This window comes from Roseburia sp. 499 (assembly GCF_001940225.2).
Classification (GTDB): domain Bacteria; phylum Bacillota; class Clostridia; order Lachnospirales; family Lachnospiraceae; genus Petralouisia.
The window spans coordinates 906,666-926,181 of sequence record NZ_CP135164.1 but is presented as its reverse complement, the minus strand read 5'-3'; the positions used below and the strand labels follow the sequence as shown (position 1 = coordinate 926,181).

19 protein-coding genes are annotated in these 19,516 nt (G+C 39.3%); 2 read left to right on the top strand and 17 right to left on the bottom strand.

Annotated features, from left to right (window positions below; all coding sequences use genetic code 11):
* Nucleotides 1-2 precede the first annotated feature (2 nt).
* The 17 genes from mgtE to BIV20_RS04580 form a co-directional block, all read right to left on the bottom strand.
* On the bottom strand, nt 3-1,436 hold the full coding sequence (gene mgtE / locus BIV20_RS04660) for a magnesium transporter (RefSeq protein WP_143524509.1): 1,434 nt from the start codon (nt 1,434-1,436) through the stop codon (nt 3-5).
* 341 nt (nt 1,437-1,777) lie between these two features.
* Nucleotides 1,778-2,251, bottom strand: coding sequence for a hypothetical protein (locus BIV20_RS04655; protein WP_075718558.1), 474 nt, complete (start codon nt 2,249-2,251; stop codon nt 1,778-1,780).
* Nucleotides 2,224-2,451 carry a hypothetical protein gene (locus BIV20_RS04650; RefSeq protein WP_075718556.1) on the bottom strand — a complete coding sequence of 76 codons (228 nt, stop codon included), beginning with the start codon at nt 2,449-2,451 and terminating at the stop codon, nt 2,224-2,226. Before BIV20_RS04650 ends, BIV20_RS04655 begins: the two co-directional genes overlap by 28 nt.
* 140 nt (nt 2,452-2,591) lie before the next feature.
* Nucleotides 2,592-2,939 (bottom strand): hydrogenase maturation nickel metallochaperone HypA, encoded by a 348-nt coding sequence (locus BIV20_RS04645; RefSeq protein WP_075718554.1) that lies wholly within the window; start codon nt 2,937-2,939, stop codon nt 2,592-2,594.
* A gap of 20 nt (nt 2,940-2,959) precedes the next feature.
* Nucleotides 2,960-5,728 carry an FAD-dependent oxidoreductase gene (locus BIV20_RS04640; protein WP_075718552.1) on the bottom strand — a complete coding sequence of 923 codons (2,769 nt, stop codon included), beginning with the start codon at nt 5,726-5,728 and terminating at the stop codon, nt 2,960-2,962.
* A gap of 3 nt (nt 5,729-5,731) precedes the next feature.
* Nucleotides 5,732-6,409 (bottom strand): hydrogenase nickel incorporation protein HypB, encoded by a 678-nt coding sequence (hypB, locus tag BIV20_RS04635; protein ID WP_075719182.1) that lies wholly within the window; start codon nt 6,407-6,409, stop codon nt 5,732-5,734.
* An 82-nt stretch (nt 6,410-6,491) separates the two neighbouring features.
* Nucleotides 6,492-7,541 carry a DUF5692 family protein gene (locus tag BIV20_RS04630; protein ID WP_075718550.1) on the bottom strand — a complete coding sequence of 350 codons (1,050 nt, stop codon included), beginning with the start codon at nt 7,539-7,541 and terminating at the stop codon, nt 6,492-6,494.
* 226 nt (nt 7,542-7,767) lie between these two features.
* A complete protein-coding gene (locus BIV20_RS04625) occupies nt 7,768-8,808 on the bottom strand; it encodes an electron transfer flavoprotein subunit alpha/FixB family protein (protein WP_075718548.1) in 1,041 nt (346 codons plus the stop codon).
* A gap of 25 nt (nt 8,809-8,833) precedes the next feature.
* Nucleotides 8,834-9,619 (bottom strand): electron transfer flavoprotein subunit beta/FixA family protein, encoded by a 786-nt coding sequence (locus tag BIV20_RS04620; RefSeq protein ID WP_075718546.1) that lies wholly within the window; start codon nt 9,617-9,619, stop codon nt 8,834-8,836.
* Nucleotides 9,620-9,659: 40 nt separating this feature from the next.
* Entirely contained in the window at nt 9,660-10,814 is a 1,155-nt protein-coding gene (locus tag BIV20_RS04615) for an acyl-CoA dehydrogenase (RefSeq protein ID WP_075718544.1), read from the bottom strand.
* A gap of 55 nt (nt 10,815-10,869) precedes the next feature.
* Complete coding sequence (locus tag BIV20_RS04610; RefSeq protein ID WP_075718542.1) at nt 10,870-11,742, bottom strand: 3-hydroxyacyl-CoA dehydrogenase family protein; 873 nt, start codon at nt 11,740-11,742, stop codon at nt 10,870-10,872.
* A 98-nt stretch (nt 11,743-11,840) separates the two neighbouring features.
* Nucleotides 11,841-13,025: an acetyl-CoA C-acetyltransferase gene (locus BIV20_RS04605; RefSeq protein WP_075718540.1), complete on the bottom strand. Its 1,185-nt coding sequence runs from the start codon at nt 13,023-13,025 to the stop codon at nt 11,841-11,843.
* Nucleotides 13,026-13,368: 343 nt separating this feature from the next.
* Complete coding sequence (locus BIV20_RS04600) at nt 13,369-14,535, bottom strand: cell wall hydrolase (RefSeq protein WP_075718538.1); 1,167 nt, start codon at nt 14,533-14,535, stop codon at nt 13,369-13,371.
* A gap of 113 nt (nt 14,536-14,648) precedes the next feature.
* Nucleotides 14,649-14,933 (bottom strand): hypothetical protein, encoded by a 285-nt coding sequence (locus tag BIV20_RS04595; protein ID WP_075718536.1) that lies wholly within the window; start codon nt 14,931-14,933, stop codon nt 14,649-14,651.
* Between the two features lie 5 nt (nt 14,934-14,938).
* Entirely contained in the window at nt 14,939-15,709 is a 771-nt protein-coding gene (locus BIV20_RS04590) for an ABC transporter permease (RefSeq protein WP_075718534.1), read from the bottom strand.
* Nucleotides 15,706-16,428, bottom strand: a complete 723-nt coding sequence (locus BIV20_RS04585) for an ABC transporter permease (RefSeq protein WP_075718532.1) — start codon at nt 16,426-16,428, stop codon at nt 15,706-15,708. The genes BIV20_RS04590 and BIV20_RS04585 overlap by 4 nt, the downstream gene beginning before the upstream one ends.
* Complete coding sequence (locus BIV20_RS04580; RefSeq protein ID WP_075718530.1) at nt 16,425-17,180, bottom strand: ABC transporter ATP-binding protein; 756 nt, start codon at nt 17,178-17,180, stop codon at nt 16,425-16,427. The genes BIV20_RS04585 and BIV20_RS04580 overlap by 4 nt, the downstream gene beginning before the upstream one ends.
* A gap of 162 nt (nt 17,181-17,342) precedes the next feature.
* Between BIV20_RS04580 and BIV20_RS04575 the strand changes: the two genes are divergently transcribed.
* Together BIV20_RS04575 and BIV20_RS04570 are read left to right on the top strand one after the other, a co-directional pair.
* On the top strand, nt 17,343-18,047 hold the full coding sequence (locus tag BIV20_RS04575) for a response regulator transcription factor (RefSeq protein ID WP_075718528.1): 705 nt from the start codon (nt 17,343-17,345) through the stop codon (nt 18,045-18,047).
* Nucleotide 18,048: 1 nt separating this feature from the next.
* Nucleotides 18,049-19,440, top strand: a complete 1,392-nt coding sequence (locus BIV20_RS04570) for a sensor histidine kinase (protein ID WP_075718526.1) — start codon at nt 18,049-18,051, stop codon at nt 19,438-19,440.
* Nucleotides 19,441-19,516: the final 76 nt, after the last annotated feature.

Below are 19,516 nucleotides of genomic sequence, written 5' to 3'. Positions count from 1 at the left end.
ATTTACAACAAATTCAGATGAAGGATATTTATCAGAAATACCCATGCCATTCCATAATAAACTACAACTCCCACCAAGTCATTTATGGTACTAATCAAAGGGCCGGATGCAACTGCCGGATCAATCTTCATTTTCTTAAATATAATCGGTATCATTGCTCCGGTAAATCCGGAAATCATCATCGCTGTTATCAATGCCATGCCAATACACCCGGATACGGAAAAAGCAAACAACACTGTTTTCTGCTTTATTACCAGAATATATATACCAATGATTCCAAATGCCAGAACACCAAGAATTACTCCATTTAAAAAGCCCACCCTTGTTTCCTTCCACACCAAATACATCTTTTCTTTTGCAGAAAGATTTTCATCCATCAACACACGAATGGTAACTGCCAATGACTGTGTTCCCACATTTCCGGACATACCAAGAATCAATGACTGGAATGCCATTACCATGGTAAGCTCTGCTACAACCTTTTCAAACATTCCTACTACCACGGAAACTCCAAGGGCTAAAAACAGCAATACGACTAACCACGGAATACGTTTCCGAATACTCTGAAATATTGGCTCCTGCATATCTTCTTCTGCAGTAAGACCTCCCAACATGGCGTAGTCTTCACCCATTTCTTCATCCACTACTTCAATCAAATCCTGTGCCGTAATAACACCCAGAATTCGATTATCGTTATCCAGTACCGGAATGGAATCCTCGGAATAATCCTTCAAATCTTCAATACACTGTTCTACTGTTTCTTTTGCGTATACATACGGATAAGAAGTACTAATCAAGTCTTCCAGCTTGGTATAATCTCTGGCAATAATCAAATCCTTCAAATCAATGGCACCATAAAAGGTTTCATCACTTTCTTCTACATATACCGTTCCGATATTATCATTCTCTGCCGCCTGATCCACCAGAGCCTTCATAGCCTGACGTACTGTAACGTCCTTCCTTATCACAATGAAATTCGTCGTCATGCGACTACCGATTTCATCTTCATCATAAGAATGAATCAAATCAATGTCATGTCTGGATTCTTCGTCCAGCAATTCAATTAACTCCTGGCTCTTTTCTTCCTCCAGTTCATCCAGAACATCTACCGCGTCATCCGCATCCATGGATTCAATAATATCTGCTGCTACTTCGGAATCCAATTCATTAATATAAATCTCTACATCTTCTAAATAGGTAAAAATCTCTGAAACGGTTTCCTTTCCCAAAATCCGATAGAGTTTTTTCCTCTCTTCCGATGTCAATTCTTCTAATACATCTGCAATGTCATTTTCATGATAATCTTCTAACTGTTCTCTTATTTCAACATCTGACGCATTACTTTTGATGATAGCTTCCAGTTCTTTGGCATAATCCGGTTTTTCCGGCATGATATCCGATTCTTTTCGTATTTCTTTTTCATTGTTCATTTCCATCATTTCTTCCTCCTGTACTTATTCTCTGTAAGTGGATTCTTTTTTATGAGGACTTATTGATGGACATAATAACCGTACTTTCTTGTATTCTAACGCGCAAAAAGAAGAGACAGCCGGATATTGCTGTTTCTTAATGCACTACGTCTATGTCCATCGCATCTACTTCGCCCGCAACTATCACAACTGTCCATTCTTTTCACCTCTCTTTTCTTAACATCTCAAAAGGAAAGACCTATGGGATTGCTCCATAAGTCTTTATGAATGTATTTAGTATATCACATTTCTATTCAAATAGAAACCTGAAATTTTTTAAATTGAGTAAAATTTATAAATTCTTTTCATTATCGTTCCATTATTTTCATTGCAGTCTCCTGCTTAGTCTGAATATCCGCTTTTACCTCTTTAAGAGTCATATACACCGAAATTACACTGTCCCGATAATCTCCAAGATTGATAATATTTCCTGTATACATACAGTCATCATAATCAATGGAAACATCCTCCCCCTGACGAACAATTATATTTTTATAGTAAACGGCAAGATATACTGTTTTCACACTATCATCATGCATTTTATAAGTTACTTCATAAACATCATAAAGAATATTCTGGTTTTTACCGTCAGTCAAAAGAAACATTTTTACCGGCTCGGCAGAAACCACCTCATTTGTAATAAGAGAAGATGGTTCCGTGTTATAACGATTGAGTGATTCTGTCTTACTATGAATCACTTCAATAAAGGCATCATCCAGATTTGAAAGGTCTGACAAATATGTATCCAGTCCCTCTACCGTATATTTCCTTTCTTTTTCCAAACTTCTTTACTTTTTTGTTCCTTTTTCATCTCCTCATCTGCACGAAGTATTCCCTTTCTCCGTTCATATGCCGCCTGTTCTTTTGACTCTTCCTCAATAATTATTCTATGACCACAGTATTCACAGACCGCTTCTTTTTCTCCGGGTCTTACTATCATTTGAGCGCCACATCCCGGACAGGTTAGATTTAATATATTCATAATGATATTCTCCTTTTCCCTAATCTTTATCCCACAAGTAGACTTTTTTTGTAGAATTGAGGTAAAATTTACACTTTTCTGACAAAATAAAAAGAACCGCCACATTGACTGTGACGGCTCTCTCATAAATTTCTACTATCTCACCTTGCTTCTATTTCCTTAATATTAAATTCATTCCCCTGCAATAAATAAGTCTGTGGACTCTGACAATATGGACATATTTTTCCATATTCCACCGTTCCGTAAGTCTCGCCACAGTTCTCGCAATAAGTGACCGCCGGAATCGTTTCTACCAAAAGCTTTGCTTCCTTCATAATCTCCGTACGACTTGCCGTTGCCCACTTCCAGCACTTTTGCAGATATTCCTCTATCACCGTGGATACTTCTCCTAACTCTAACGTAACAGATTTAATTTCTGTAAGAGAATTTTCCTCAGCAACTTCCTCTACCATTTTGATTACATGAAATACTACTCCAAGTTCATGCATTTCATTCTCCTTCCTTTCTCTTATGGGGTCTCCGGCTTCTTTTTCCTAGAAAATTTCACCTTAATTGCCTGCTTTGCTCCATATGGTAGAATATATTTCAATTTATCTTCACTCTTATGCATAGTGCTGCACGCAGGATTCTCACGGTACAAATGTATTGCATCAAACTCACACTTGGTCGTACATACTCCACATCCAATACAACGATTTTCATCCACCACAGAAGCACCACAGCTTAAGCATCGTGCTGTTTCTGTCCGCACCTGTTCCTCCGTAAACGGAAGTTTTGCATCACGGAAGGATTTCTTATGGTCGATGGACATATCCTGTCCCGGAATCTGGCGGCTGGAATTATCATAATTCTCCAATCTGATATTTTCTTTATCCAATTCCACAAAATCCCTACGATTACGCCCAATTGTCAGACTGCTATGTGGTTGTACATAGCGGTGAATGGAAATTGCTCCTTCCTTTCCTGCTGCTATGGCATCGATGGCAAACTTCGGTCCTGTATAAACGTCGCCTCCAACAAAAATATCCGGCTCCGCAGTCTGATAAGTCAGTGAATCTGCTACTGCACCATTGCCACGTCCCAGCTCCACTTTAGAACCTTTCAGCAAATCACCCCATTCAATACTTTGCCCCACTGATAAGAATACATGTCTGCATGGAACAGTAATGGTATCTTCTTCATCGTAAGTTGGATAAAAGTTTCCATTTTCATCCTTAACGGAAAGACATTTTTTCAAGACAATCCCTTTCACCCTGCCTTCTTCCGTAAGAATTTCTTTGGGTCCCCAGCCTCCATTGATAAGAACGCCTTCTTCCTCTGCTTCTGCAATTTCTTCTTCCGATGCCGGCATGGTGTCACGGCTTTCTAAACAATACATGGATACCTTAGGTGCTCCACAACGTTCACTACTCCGAGCAACATCTATCGCAACATTACCTCCGCCAATAACAACTACGTCTCCTTCAATAGAATAGGATTCTTTTGCGCTAACCTCCCGCAAAAACTCAACGGCTGTAGCAACGCCTTTTGCATCTTCTCCCGGAATTCCTGCTTTTCTGCCACCTTGACATCCAATGGCAATATAAAATGCCTGATACCCCTGTTGCCTTAATTCATCAAGGGTAATGTCCTTTCCCACCTCTACACCGGTTTTGATTGTAACGCCCATTGCTTCAATTATCTCAATCTCAGCTTGCACTACATCCTTTTCCAACTTGAAGGAAGGAATTCCATACACCAACATTCCTCCTGCCCGTTCGTTTTTCTCAAAAATGGTTGGATGATATCCTTTCTCTGCTAAATAGAATGCACAACTTAATCCCGCCGGTCCTCCGCCAATAATTGCAATTTTCTCCAAAAACTCTCCCTTAAGAGACGGAACAACCTTTTTCGGAATATAACGTGTCTCAGCATTCAAATCTTGTTCTGCAATGAATTTTTTTACCTCATCGATAGCAATTGCTTCGTCTACTTTTCCACGAGTACATGCATCCTCACAGCGTCGATTACAAACTCTTCCGCAAACCGCCGGAAGAGGGTTCTCTTTTTTTATCAGTGCCAATGCATCCTGATATCTGCCCTGTGCCGCCATCTTAAGATATCCTTGAATCGCTATATGCGCAGGACAGGCAGTTTTACAAGGTGCTGTTCCGGTATCGTAACAATTAATACGATTCTTATCACGATAATCTTCTGTCCACATATGGGGTCCCCAAGGAACCTCGGATGGAAGTGGCTGCTTAGGATATGAAATCGTACTGCCATCTTTTTTGCATAATTTCTGTCCTAATTTTACAGCTCCTGCCGGACAATACTCCACACATCTGCCACAGGCTACACAATCTTCTTTATTTACTCTTGCAACATAAGCAGAACGTGACATATTTGGTGTATTAAACAATTGTGAAGTACGAAGTGCATAGCATACATTCACATTACAGTTACAGATAGCAAAAATTTTATCTTCTCCATCAATATTCGTAATCTGATGTACAAACCCATTTTCTTCTGCCTGCCGCATAATCTCAAGCACTTCTTCTCTATCAATATACCGTCCACCCTTATTTGTCTCTACCACAAAGTCTGCCATATCACCAACTGCGATACACCATCCTTCCGGGTCGTCCGCGCACCCTTCATCAAAAGTTTTTCGAGAGCGGCGACAGGAACACGGACTTGCTGCGTATTTCCCATCATATTTATCTAACCAATGAGAAATATGTTCTAAAGAAACAGACTTGTTCTCCATCTCAATTGCCCGTTCCACCGGAATCACATGCATACCAATTCCTGCTCCTCCAGGCGGCACCATTGGCGTAACCTTTTCTAATGGAATTCGGCTCATTCTTTCAAAGAAACGCCCCAGTTCCGGATGTTCCTCCAGAAGTTCTTTATTCATATTTGCAAACTCTGCACTACCAGGAACAAACATCGGCAACACATACTGTTTCTGCCGCTCTGGATTCTCCCAGTTATACTCAATGACACCATTGATTGCCATTTGTTGCAATATATCCTCCAGATATTTTTTGTCTTTTCCGGTAAGTTTTACCATGTCTTCCAGTGTCCTTGGCTTACGTTTGCCCATTTTGATTGCAATCTCTGCCATCTCATCAGTACAAATGGCTGCAAGTCCTATGTATTCCGGGGAGTCTTTTGTAATCTTTTCTTTTCCTAGCACCACGGGAATTCGATCTGTTACCACCTTCGCCAATTTTGCAATAGGCTCACGAAATGGTGCTTCTGGGTTTGGATTTGGAAATAATTTATCTGCCATAGACTATTCTCCTTTCTTGTACTCTTCAACTTCCCTGCGAATCCAGTTTATCCACTCTTCAAATCCTTCTCCGGTTTTCGCAGACACATAAATAACCTTTGCATTTGGATTCAGTTTTTGAATACGCTCCTTCACTGCTACTTTATCAAAATCATCGAAAACAGATAGTGTATCACATTTATTTATCAACACTACATCACAAATAGAAAACATCAACGGATACTTTAGGGGCTTATCATCTCCTTCCGGTACCGAAAGAATCATGGCATTCTTTGTACTTCCTGTATCAAATTCCGCCGGACAGACTAGGTTTCCTACATTTTCCAATACCACGAAATCCATATTGGCTGTATTGAATTCCCGGATTCCCTGACGCGTCATATCCGCATCCAAATGACACATACCTCCTGTATGAATCTGAATTACAGGTACCCCCGTTTCTTCGATAGCTGCTGCATCTACATCTGAATCAATATCCGCCTCCATAACTCCCATCTTCATTTCATCCTTCAATAGAGAAATGGTTCGCTTTAAGGTCGTTGTCTTACCTGCTCCCGGCGACGACATAAGATTCAGCAAAAAAGTTCCCTCTTTCTTTAGCTCTGTACGAAGTTTTTCAGCATCCACATCATTATCCTCGAAAATACTTCTTTTGACCTCAATGATTTTATAATTTTTCATTTTTTCCAATCCTTTGCTTATATTTAGGCAACGAGCCAAATATGGATACTCCTATCCACATTTGGCTTGTCCTACTTCATCACTATTTTATCTCAGCTCTTGCTGATGCATCCTTATAATACTTAAACTCTGTAAATATCTCACCCTTATACGGATTTGTTTTTTTCTTAACTGCTTTATATACAATGTATACAAAAGTAATTACATTCACAATCAAAGCCAATGCACTTACCACCGTCATAGCCGTTGGATCTGCATTAATTGCAGTTCCTTCTACGATATTGTTTACTGTTCCATCTGCATACTGAGTAGTAATAGTTGCCCATGGAAAATACTGTGTTCCATCATGGAATGTTTCCTGAAACAGCGGAAATACTTGTGCAAACATACACCAAATACACAGGGTATTGGCTCGATTCATAATCCAACCGCCCTTATTCCAAAGCAACGCAGCAATGGTTGGTGCTAAAAGTAATGCTACACCACAGAACCATGCATGTGTCGGCAAACAATTATATGTGTAAGCAAAATTCCATACATCATAAGCAAGGATATATACCCAAATCATATCCGGCCAAATCATATCCTTTTTATCTTTGGAAGAATATACTGCCCACCATCCTGTCATACATAAAATATTTAAAAGACCTGCTATTCCGTTCATCACATTATGCCAACCACCATACAACCATACACCTTCAGATGAAAGCCACCAACTGTTCCAACCGTTAATAGCAGATTCAAAATCGCTAGCTACTGCAATGAGTATATTAATTGCAACAATGGCAAATGGAAATACTTTGAACCAATGCTTTTTTCCGATTCCCCATTCATATTTAATCATCATAAATCCAATACATCCTGCTAACGCAGCATATAACTTGGCATAATGGAACCAACCGTTCATATACATATATGTCTGATTTTCCAACGCCCACTGAGCTCCACTACCTGCTGCTACTGCAATTACAATAAAATAAATTGTAAGTATAGCCGGTATTGCACCAAACATAATTAATCCGCCTGCTTTTGTTCTCCTCGCAAACTCATTTAGAAGAATCAATGCAATCAGTACCCCAATCATGGCTATCCACTGACCTACTGCATGACTTCCATAGACATGAAACAACATAACATATCCCTCCGCTTCCATTGGTAAAACCAATTTTATTTATTTTTCTTAATTATACTATTTTGTATATTTTTCGTCAATTATTTTATTATTTCTTGTGCATTTTTACAATATTTTTCTTTAGATTTTAAAACAAAGAGTCCGCTCGCCGGGCTCTTTCGCACCCGAGATGTAAAAAAGCCGCCACAGTTCTGTGACGGCTCTCTCATATATTTACAATCTCTTATTACGCTTCCATTTCAGCCTTTAAAGCCTTAGTTAAAGCAGGAACGATTTTGTTCAAATCTCCAACCAAACCATAGTCTGCTACATCAAAGATAGGAGCAGCTTCGTCTTTGTTGATTGCAATGATAAGATCAGAATCTTCCATACCGGAAACGTGCTGGATTGCTCCGGAAATACCAATTGCGAAGTAAATCTGAGGACGAACTGTCTTACCAGTCTGTCCAACCTGAAGGTCTACTGGTAACCAGCCATTTTCAACAGCTGCACGAGAACAACTTACTGTTCCGCCTAATACTTCTGCAAGTTCCTCTAACATCTTGAAGTTTTCCTTAGAACCAACTCCACGACCACCGGATACTAATACTTTTGCATCCATGATGTTTGCAGTATTCTTTACAGCCTTAACAACATTTAAGATTTCAACATATCTGTTGTTTGGTGTAAATCCTGGATTGTATTCGATTACTTCTGCTTTTGCGCCTTTTACTGGAGCAATTTTCTGCATAACGCCTGGACGAACAGTTGCCATCTGAGGACGATTGTCTGGGCAAGCGATAGTAGCGATTGTATTTCCGCCGAATGCAGGACGTGTCATTAACAACTGATTGTGTTTCTGTTCCTGACCTGCTACTGGGTTGATTGGGAAATCACCAATTTCAAGTACTGTACAGTCTGCTGTAAGACCTGTTGCTACTCTTGCAGAAACAGTAGGACCAAGGTCACGACCAATTGCGGTTGCACCAACTAACATGATTTCTGGTTTATACTCATTGATAACAGATGCAAGTGCATGTGCATATGGCTCTGTTCTATAATCTTTTAATTCTGGATCATCAACAACGATAACCTTATCTGCTCCGTACTCAGCTAATTCATCAACAAGACCTTTTACACCAGATCCGATTAATACTGCTGTTACGTCTGTATTTAAATCTTTTGCTAAGTCTTTACCTTTACCAAGTAATTCGAATGCAACGCCATCTAAAACGTTGTCTACCTGCTGTGCAAAGACAAATACTCCTTTATATGCTTCTAAACCCATCTTGTTCACCACTCTTCCTTATATACTAGATAATATGTTTTTCTTTGAATTTTCCAACTAAAGCGTTAACTAATTCTTCTGGAGAATCACCTGCTAACATCTCTCCAGCTCCCTTTGGAACTTTATCAGATGCCTTTGCAATCTTTGTTGGAGATCCTTTCAGACCAAGGTTTGCATCATCAACATCCTTTAAGTCTGCTCTTCCCCATACGGTTACTTCTTTGTCATATGCATCGAAGATTCCGCCTGGAGTCATGTAACGTGGCTCATTTAATTCAGATAATGCTGTAATTAAGCAAGGCATTTTTACCTTTAATTCATGATATCTGTCTTCGTACTGACGCTGTACAACAACAGAATCTCCTTCTACCTTGATATCCTGTGCATAAGAAATAACCGGAAGTCCAAGATGTTCTGCAATCTGAGGTCCTACCTGAGCAGTATCTCCATCGATTGCCTGACGTCCTGTAATAACCAAATCATATTCAAGATTTCTGATTGCTCCAGCAAGTGTAGTAGAAGTAGCCCATGTATCTGCTCCACCTAATACTCTGTCTGTTACAAGAATTCCTTTATCTGCACCCATTGCTAATGCTTCACGAAGAACTTCATCAGCCTTTGGAAGACCCATAGTAAGTACGGTTACTTCTGCACCATACTGATCTTTTAATCTAAGTGCTGCTTCCAAGCCTGCTTTATCATCCGGGTTCATAATAGTAAGCATTGCAGCTCTATTCAAAGTACCGTCTGGATTAAACTTAACTCCGCCTTTTGTATCTGGTACCTGTTTTACACATACAACTATTTTCACGGTATTTCACTCCTTATATTTTATTCTTTTACTAATTATCTTACTTAAGTAATGCACCAGAAATAACCATACGCTGAACTTCAGAAGTTCCTTCGTAGATTTCTGTAATCTTAGCATCACGCATCATACGTTCTACATCATATTCTCTGATGTATCCGTATCCACCGAATAACTGAACAACTTCTGTTGTTACTGCCATAGCGGTTTCTGCAGCAAATAACTTAGCCTTAGCAGCTTCTACAGAATATACCTTCTGTGTTGCTTTTGCCATAGCTGCCTTATATACAAGTAACTGAGCAGCTTCAATTCTTGCAGCCATATCAGCTAACTTGAACTGTGTATTCTGCTGCTGAGCGATAGAACGTCCAAACTGTTTTCTTTCCTTGGTGTATTCAATTGCTCTTTCTAATGCACCTTCTGCAATACCAAGTGCCTGAGAAGCAATACCAATACGTCCACCATCAAGAGTATGCATAGCAATTGGGAAACCTTTTCCTTCTGGTCCTAATAATGCATCCTTTGGAATTCTGCAGTCTTCGAAAATCAATTCGTATGTAGAAGAACCACGGATACCCATTTTCTTTTCCTTTGTTCCAAAGGAGAATCCTGGAGCTCCCTTTTCTACGATAAATGCAGAGAAGTTCTTTTTCTTTCTTCCTCTCTTGTCTTCTGTAACACTTGTAACAGCAATTACAATGTAAACGTCTGCAACTTTACCATTTGTGATAAAGCACTTAGATCCGTTTAATACCCATTCATCACCATCTAATACAGCCTTTGTCTGGCATCCCTGAGCATCTGTACCAGCGCCTGGCTCTGTTAAACCGAATGCACCAAGTTTCTCACCTTTTGCAAGAGGTACTACATATTTCTGTTTCTGCTCTTCTGTACCATATGTCATAATTGGATCGATACAAAGAGATGTATGTGCAGATACAATAACACCTGTTGTAGCACAAACTTTGGATAATTCCTCTACACACATAGCGTATGTTAAAGGATCACATCCCTGTCCACCATATTCCTTTGGCACTGGAATTCCCATAAAACCGTATTTTGCCATTTTGTCTACTGTTCCCTGTGGGAATACTTCTGTCTCATCAACTTCCTGTGCGAGAGGCTTTACTTCTGTTTCAGCAAAGTCTCTGAACAGAGTTCTCGCCATTTCATGTTTTTTATCTAAAGAAAAATCCATGATATTTATTCCTCCATTTTATATATTTTTATAAAATTCCATTTGCTTGATATAATTACTGAGCGTCAACCGGAGTCTTAGTACGATCTGCATTGTAAATGTAGAATCCTTTTCCGCTCTTTGCTCCGAGGTTTCCACCACGAACCATTTTACGAAGTAATGGGCATGCACGATATTTGCTGTCTCCAGTTTCGTTGTAAAGAACATCCATAATTGCAAGACAGATATCTAATCCGATGAAGTCTCCTAACTCAAGTGGTCCCATTGGATGGTTTGCACCAAGTTTCATAGCTGCATCGATACCTGCGATATCAGAAACGCCTTCCATTTTGATGAATGCTGCTTCGTTAATCATTGGGATTAAGATACGGTTTACAACGAAACCTGCTGCTTCATTAACCTGAACCGGTGTTTTTCCGATTTCTTCAGAAATCTTCTTAATAGCTTCTACTGTTTCAACTGGTGTATTAACACCTGCGATTACTTCGATTAATTTCATTCTATCAGCAGGATTGAAGAAATGCATACCTACCATTGGACGTGTAAGGCCATTTCCAATTTCTGTAATAGAAAGACTGGATGTATTAGAAGCAAAGATACATTCTGGTTTTGCAATTTTATCTAACTCAGAGAATGTAGTTTTCTTAACTTCCATATTTTCAAATGCTGCTTCTACGATTAAATCGCAATCTGCACAAAGATCTTCTTTTAATCCTGGTGTGATTTTAGCAAGAATAGCATCTACTGCTTCCTGTGTCATTTTTCCTTTTTCTACAAGTCTTGCATATCCTTTTTCGATCTTTGCTTTTCCATTGTCAGCCCACTCCTGCTTAATATCGCAAAGTGCAACTTCATATCCATCGGTCTGAGCGAATGCTTTCGCAATTCCCTGTCCCATTGTTCCTGCGCCAATAACTCCAACTTTCATCGTTGTGCCTCCTAATTTTTCTTTTTTATAAAACCATATAATTCTTATATTTATAAATTGGAACAGTCTGACAGAACCTGCAGACCGTTCCTTTTATTTTAGTACTTTTCTACGATTGTAGAGCAGCCCATTCCACCACCGATACACAGTGTAGCAAGACCTCTGTTTGCTCCACTCTTCTGCATCTCATGTAATAATGTTACAAGGATACGGCATCCGGAAGCTCCAACAGGATGTCCAAGAGCGATTGCTCCTCCGTTTACATTTACTTTAGACATATCGAAGTTCAAGTCTCTTGCAACTGCGATAGACTGAGCAGCAAATGCTTCGTTTGCTTCGATTAAATCGATATCGTCGATAGAAAGACCTGTTCTTTCTAATACTTTCTTAGTAGAAGCAACTGGTCCAACACCCATGATTTCTGGTTCAACTCCACCAAGTGCTCCAGCTACCCATGTAGCCATTGGTGTAACACCAAGTTCTTTTGCTTTTTCTTCGCTCATAACAACGATTGCTGCTGCACCATCGTTGATACCGGAAGCATTACCAGCAGTAACAAGACCGCCTTCTTTTCCGGAACAGCACTTTAAGTTTCCTAAGGATTCTGCTGTTGTTCCAGCACGAGGTCCTTCGTCTTTTGCAAACATAACTGTTTCTTTCTTAACTTTTACAGGAACTGGTACGATTTCATCATCGAATTTTCCTGCTGCGATAGCCTTTTCACATTTCTGCTGGCTGTTTGCAGAGAACTCATCCAGTTCTTCTCTTGTAATGCCATATTTATCACATACGTTTTCTGCTGTAATCATCATGTGGTAGTGATTGAATGCATCTGTTAATGCATCGTTTACCATGGTATCGATGATTGTTGCATTATTCATACGATATCCGAAACGGGCTTTTGTCATAGCATATGGAGCCATGGACATGTTTTCCATACCACCTGCAACCACGATGTCTGCCTGTCCTGCCATAATCATGTTTGCTGCCTCATTTACACATTTCAGACCGGAACCACATACTACATTCAATGTAAATGCTGGTACTTCGATTGGTAATCCTGCCTTGATGGAAGCCTGACGTGCAACGTTCTGTCCCTGTGCTGCCTGGATAACACATCCCATCATTACTTCATCAACTTGCTCTGGCTTAACACCTGCTCTGTTTAATGCTTCTTTGATTACGATTGCACCTAAATCAACAGCTGGAGTATTGCTTAATGCTCCGCCCATTTTACCGATTGCGGTACGACATGCGCCTGCTAAAACTACTTTCTTTGCCATTTCTTCGTCTCCTTTTTTATAAAATTATATGTAGCTAACTCTTCCGCTGAAGCCAATGAATGATTCCTTTCCGCAATGTATGTTATTTTTTTAACAATCTTTTGCTAAAAAAAAAGGAAACAGGCATCGTCTTCATTCCTGCGATAAATTTATCCTAGCACATATGACGCCAAATTGCAAGGAAAATCTTCCTTTTGCAAGCCTTTCAGCAATGCCCTTCTTTTTCTAGTTTTTTAGTATGACTTTGTTATATTTTTATCATTCTCCTGCTTCTTTCTGGTGTAAAAAAGGTCGGTTTTTGTCTATTCTGCACAATAACCAACCTTTTTTCCTTCTCTATGTATTAATAAAAAACATGATTTCCAATTACAATTCCTTCAATGTCTCCTGTATTTCTTCTGAAATAAAGACAATCCACTGTAATTCTTCCTCCTAATACCTCGGATGCTGCCTGAACACAGGAAGCATCTGCCCCTTCCGCTAAAACTGTAGCAAAACGTCCACTGGCAACCGGAGAAAACTGTCCACTCTGATAAATCACTCCTGCAATGCTATTTGGAAAATGACTGCTTCGTACCCGATTAATTACCACGCTTCCCACTGCAAGTTTTCCTTCATAACTTTCTCCCCCGGCTTCACACTGAATTAGCGCTGCCAAAAGTGCCTGTTCCGAAGTATCTGCAATAATGGGAGTCTGGTTTTCCGTATCTTGATTCAATTCTTCTTCCTGCTGGCATATTTCTTCCAGTCTCGCAGCATCTTCTGCTGCCTTTTGTGCCTCTAGCTGTGCTTCATATTCCTTTTGTCGTTCTATTTCAGCCTCATAACTTGCTGCATCTGCCTTTGCTGCTGCCAACTGTTCTTTTGCCGCTACCAACTTCTGAGACGTACTGTCTACTAAGGAAGCAAGTTGCTGTTTTTTCTCTATTTCCTGTTGCTGTAAGGCCACAAGTTCTGCTTCCTGTGTTTCTAACTGCTGTTCCTTACTAGCAATCTCTTCCTTTGTGGCACGATATGTATCTAACATATTTCGGTCATATTCATGTATACTTATAATATATTCACTACGGTTTAGAAAATCTACAATACTACTAGATTCCATTAATATTTCTGCAATACTGTCTGTATCCATTTCATACATAAACTGAATACGCTTTTTCATTGCTTCATACTGCTGTTGTTCCTGTATCTTTGCTGCTTCCAAATCAATTTTTGTCTGCTCTAGCTCCGCCCTGACACTATTCAGCTGTTGCTCTGTCTCATTCAATTCATTCGTTGCCTGTGACAAACTCTCATCCAGTTCCTTTAAATCTCCTGTCAGACTGTCTGCAGAATCAGAAAGATTATCTACCTGCTGCTCGGCTTCTTCCTTTTTCTCTTCTAATTCGTCTATATTCTCCTGCACTTCATCAATCTGGCTCTGCGTTGCCTGAATTGTCCCTCCACACATGCCGCTCATTAGAAGTATCAGCAAAAAGCTTCCAATGATTCTCTTTCGATTTTTATTCATGTCACACTCCTGATATAAATAGTATTATCCTCACAATTTCTAACCTCTTCTCTAATCATATCTTTCAGTGACTTTTTTTGCAAGCAGGATTTTTCTGTTTACATTTTTTCTATTTACATCATCTTTTGAAAAATCATCATACCTAGAACAGCAATGCCACCAGCAGCATAAAGACTATTTACCACCAGACAGATTTTCATAAGGTTGTTCTGAACTTTCTCCCTAACATAAGAAATGATTGTGAAAATACCACTGAAAATCATAAATGCTGCATAAGCAGAAATCATGATTTCTGCAACAGGTGACTTCAATGCCCAATCAAAAGTTCTAAGCTGAAGTATTGTCCACGGTATAAAAAGCATAATTGTACTGATTGTAGTTAAAATTTTATCTTTCATAGTAATTATCTCCTTTCAGCCTGCCCGAAACGTAAGCAGGAAATAAGTAAGCAACCAATGGTGATGCCGAAAGCAACCGGCAACCACGGAATCCATTCAACTTGCATCGTTGTTATATTTGAAGCCAATTTACCATATTCTGACGTAATTACAAAAAATGGATATGCCATTGGGTATAAAAACCATGCCTTTGTATTTATCATCAAAATAGACGGTACAATGGAAGCAAGACCCACTCCAATAGAAAAAATCGGTGTCTGGATACCTACAGACAAGAGCCAAAAAAATGCAAGCATAGGAATCGAAGACAGAAACATCCATCCTGCTTCCTTGAAAACAAATAAAGGCGACAACATAAAGTCATAATTTTGCGTATGTGATACAATTGCTGCACTAACAAAATACATTCCAACTGTCATCAAAATCTGGAAAGCTGCCAATAAAATCAATACAACAAATTTAGCTAGACATAACTTTGCCGTACTTATAGGTAAAGCAAGCATTTTCAATATACCCTTGTTACTTCTTTCGGTCTGATTTAGCAGAACAGTACTTACAACCATACTGGCCGGGAACATAAACCATGACATACTCATAAAGCCCTGTACCAGAAAATTATTTTCCGGCGAGATTCCCTCTGCCTGCATCTGAAAATTCATATTAGCATTGATTATTGAGGGCACCCATAAAATAACTATTGCGCCAAATAATATTAGTAGTATTTTTGAACGACGTATTTTTCCAAGTTCAACACCGATTAGAGAAATAAAACTCATTCAAACGACCTCCTTACTCTCAAGAATAAAACTTCTGCAATGGCAATAACTATGCTTTCAATCGTTCCTGCAATTGCGAAATTACGAATCGTGTTTTCTGTCACACCTGCAAATGTCTGAAATGGTAAAGCAAACGGAAACAACGATAACGTAAAATTACTTGTAGGAATCATTGTAGCTATAAATACACAGACAACACCGATTCCCAGCGAAACCCACATATTTTTACATGCCGATGCTATCAAAAGAGCGGATAACACGGTAGGTAGCAACAACAACAGAAAATAGCCAAAGTTTTTAAGTAATTCCACTTCCAAATTTACATTCCACTCAAACCAATGATAGGAGCACAAAGCAATTGCTACGGCTTCTATTATCAATATTACAACACACATAACTGCTATTAGAGCGAACTTGCCAAAAAATAAATTACTTTCCTTTGTGGGCAATGTACACATCTTCTGGATTGCATTATCTACATACTCAGTATGGTACATAATACATGCCCCTGCCACCACTAGCAAAATATTGAGCATTGCCATCATCTGCCAATTTGCCCCAATCAGTATTTGAATCGGAGAACTTTCAAGCCCAACATAACATTCCGAACGAAATACCATATTGATAACCGGTACAACAGCCGCTAAAATTCCACCACCTATTAACGCGGGCAAAAAACCTGTCCGTTTTACCTTTTTACACTCTAATCGAAAGCTCATCTTACACCACCTCGCTGTCTGTTATCCGCATCAATCAATGCAAGGAAAGTATCTTCCAAATTATCTGTTGGATACCCTTGTAACTCAGCTCCCTGTTTCAGTTCATCAAGCGTTCCTTCAAACAGAAGATGCCCATGATTAAGAATGCCGATGTTATCTGCCATTAATTCAATTTCAGAAAGTAAATGTGAAGACACCAATACAGTACAATCAAACTTCTGTGGCAAGGAACGAATCAGCGTTCTAATTTCGTGAATCCCCACAGGATCAAGCCCATTCGTCGGTTCATCGAGAATAAGAATCGGTGGTTTCCCAATCAAAGCACTCGCAAGTCCCAGTCTCTGTTTCATGCCAAGAGAGTATTTTTTTGCAAGTCTGTCTTTAAACTGGGTAAGACCAACAAGTTCCAGTGCTTCGGAAACAGCAGATTTGGGCAACCCCAAAATTTTGCGGATAATATCCAGATTATCTTCTCCGGTTAAATTTCCATAGAAAGCAGGGGCTTCAATGAAAGAACCAACCTCCTTCAGAATTTCAACTCTGTTTTCAGGATATTTCTTTCCATCAATTACAAATGAGCCACTTGTAGGCTTTGTCAGTCCAAGAAACATCTTCATTGTCGTGGACTTGCCTGCTCCATTTGGGCCTAAGAATCCGTAGACAGTTCCTTTTGGGATATGAATATCGACTCCCGATACAGCGGTAAAGTCTGAATATGATTTTGTTAAGTTTTTTGTTTCAATAATGTTCATACGATTTTGCTCCTTTCTCAATACATCTTCATTCTACATGCCCAACCTTGTGACAACCTTCTCTCTACCTTACATCTACCTTACATTTATTTCGTCCATTCGAAAAATTCAAAATTGTATGTTATAATAACCAACATAATTATGAAGAAAGCAGGTATCCATATGGACTTTGAATATTTAAAACGTAAACGCATACTGCTTGTTGATGATGAGCAGGAGCTTCTAAATATGGTAGTATCTATTTTAAAAGAGGAAGGATTTTGTAATATTGCAACCGCTAAAACTGTGAAAGAAGCACTTGATTTAGCCGACAGTTTTGCACCTGAGCTTGCTATCCTTGATGTAATGTTACCAGACGGCAACGGCTTTTCTTTAATGGAACAATTGAAAAAAAAGAGCGAATATCCAATATTCTTTTTGACTGCCCGTGGCGAAGACGAAGACAAATTTCAGGGTTTCGGACTCGGTGCTGACGATTATGTAGTGAAGCCATTTCTTCCAAAAGAATTGACTTTTCGCATTATGGCAATTCTACGCAGAAGTTATAAAGAGGAAAATCCTCTTGTGACATTGCATGACAGCGAAATTGATTTTGACCGCGCCGAAATAATTAAGAATGGAGAACATATCCCTTTAACAGCGAAAGAACACGATATTCTTTCTGTCCTATATCGCAACGCAGGTCGCATTGTAACCATTGACTCTTTATGCGAAGCTGCTTGGGGAGACAATCCTTATGGATATGAAAATTCTCTGATGGCTCATATTCGCCGTATCCGTGAAAAGATAGAACTAAATCCTTCACGCCCGGTATCCCTAATTACAGTCAAGGGATTGGGATACAAACTGGTCATAGGAGGAAAATGATATGAAAAACATACCAAAACTAATACGACGATTCGTCGTAATATTACTTCTCTGTTCCATAACACTTATCATTTTGAATATTCTCGCATTAGCTATTATGACTTCAAAACAGGCGCAAAATGGTCATCCATGGAAAACCGCTGATGAAGCAGCCCAGAGTTTACAAGAAACTTCTACCGGATATGTATTATCCGATGAAATTACCAATGAATTGGCATCAGAAAATGTATGGGCAGTTTTTATTGATAACAATACCCTACAAGTAGTCTGGAAAACAGATAATACCCCCGATACTGTTCCACTTAGTTATTCCGCATCCTCTATTGCTAATATCACTCGTGGTTATATCGACGACTATCCCACCTTTACAGGGGCAGCCGAAAATGGTTTGATGGTGTTGGGCTACCCCAAAAAAAGCTTTTGGAAACATATGTGGCCCAGTTGGGATTATCAATTAATTGCCGGCTTTCCTAAAATTGTGCTTCTTATTTTAGCAGTCAATATTACGTTTTTTTTCATCATATATATGATTGCTAATTCAAAGTTACTAAAATCCGTCAAGCCAATTGCAAACGGTATAGAAGCCTTGGGGGCAGGAGAACCTGTCCACATCCATGAAAAGGGTCTGCTTTCAGAACTTGCTACAAGCATCAACAAAACTTCTGAAATTGTACAATCGCAAAACGCATTGCTACGCAAAAAAGAGACCGCTCGGGCAAATTGGATTGCAGGTGTGTCTCACGATATAAGAACACCGCTTTCCATGATTATGGGATATGCCGGTCAGTTGAAAGAAGATGCCCGTTTAACTGATGACGAACGTCAAAAAGCCACTGTCATTTTAAAACAAAGCGAACGTATGAGGAACTTGGTTAACGACCTTAATCTGGCTTCCAAATTAGAATATAATATGCAACCGATAAATCCTACAAAACAAAATATGATTGCAATTGTCCGGCAAGTTGTTGTTGATTTCATCAATATGGACATTGACGATAAACACCCTATTGAATGGGAAACAGACGAATCCTTAACCTTCTGCCCTGTAAATGTCGATAAGGACTTAATGAAACGAGCAATCAGTAATCTCATTCAAAACAGCATCAATCATAATGAGCAAGGATGCAAAATTTTTGTCAATGTTTTATCTAAAAACGGAGCATGCAGTGTAGTAATATCTGATGATGGTGTTGGTGCAACAGATGAGCAGATTCAAAAACTGGATAACGCTCCACATTATATGCTCTGTGACGAAAACACCACAGAACAACGCCACGGTTTGGGATTACTTATTGTGAAACAGATTATAGCTTCCCACAATGGACATACAGTCATTAACCATAGTAAATATGATGGATTTGAAGTTACCCTGACCCTCCCATTACATTCTTAAACGCATAAAAAAGCACTTGTTGCAAACTTTTTACGTTCTGCAACAAGTGCTTTTCTCTTCCATAATCAATTATGAA